Raw genomic sequence first — 715 nt, 5'->3', positions numbered from 1 at the left:
GTCAAGGTCAAAAAAACACCAAAATGACGATTCGACTCTAGAGTCAAGTCGTCATAAGTTACTGATAGTCTTAAGTGAGTCGTCGATGACTCTATGACGAGTCGTCGGCAAGTCGTACACGAATCGCCGACGACTTGGATTCACCTTACAGAAAGTAATACTGCGTAATGTAATAACCCACAACTAACTGATATTAATGAGTTATCTTCAAAATTTTAATTTTGCGTGGGGTGTGGGTATTTTTAGTGGTGAGGAGCGTTCAGAGATCTGACGATTTTTGGGAAGGTTCAGGAACTCCCCGGGATGGCCGGAGAGGAAAACTGAAGCATGACGGGGTCAGGATTTTTTCCAGAATTTCCACCATGGCGCCGGGGATTCAGTTAATTTTGCCTGGTGATTTTCAAGAAGGAGCATGGCCTGTTTCAGGCTGTCAATGTGCGAATCCTTGGACAAAAGTAAGGTGTTCAGGTGTTCAATCTCCTGTTTCAGATGACGAATCACCTGTTCACTCTGGTCAGCAGAGGCTGTATCACGCTGTTCAGAGACCTGTACAGAATGGTGTTCACCCTTCGGTTGTTCAAAGGGACCAAAGACACGTAAAAGCTCTGAAGTATCTACCATTTTTGCATTGCGTTCACCGCTACAGGTGGACAGGTCACCTGCTTTAATTAACCTGTGCAGTGTTGTTCTACTCTTACCCGTCAGTCGGGCAGCC

Annotated in this window: 1 protein-coding gene; it reads right to left on the bottom strand. The window is 45.6% G+C overall.

All coding sequences use genetic code 11. The features are described 5' to 3' along the window. Window positions 1–336: 336 nt before the first annotated feature. A partial coding sequence (locus tag C5687_RS24330) for a DNA-binding protein (RefSeq protein WP_104558233.1) occupies window positions 337–715 on the bottom strand: 379 nt, incomplete at its 5' end.

It is taken from the genome of Enterobacter sichuanensis, assembly GCF_002939185.1.
Classification (GTDB): Bacteria; Pseudomonadota; Gammaproteobacteria; order Enterobacterales; family Enterobacteriaceae; genus Enterobacter; species Enterobacter sichuanensis.
The sequence above is the reverse complement of the archived record's forward strand: the minus strand, read 5'-3'. Positions and strand labels throughout refer to the sequence as shown.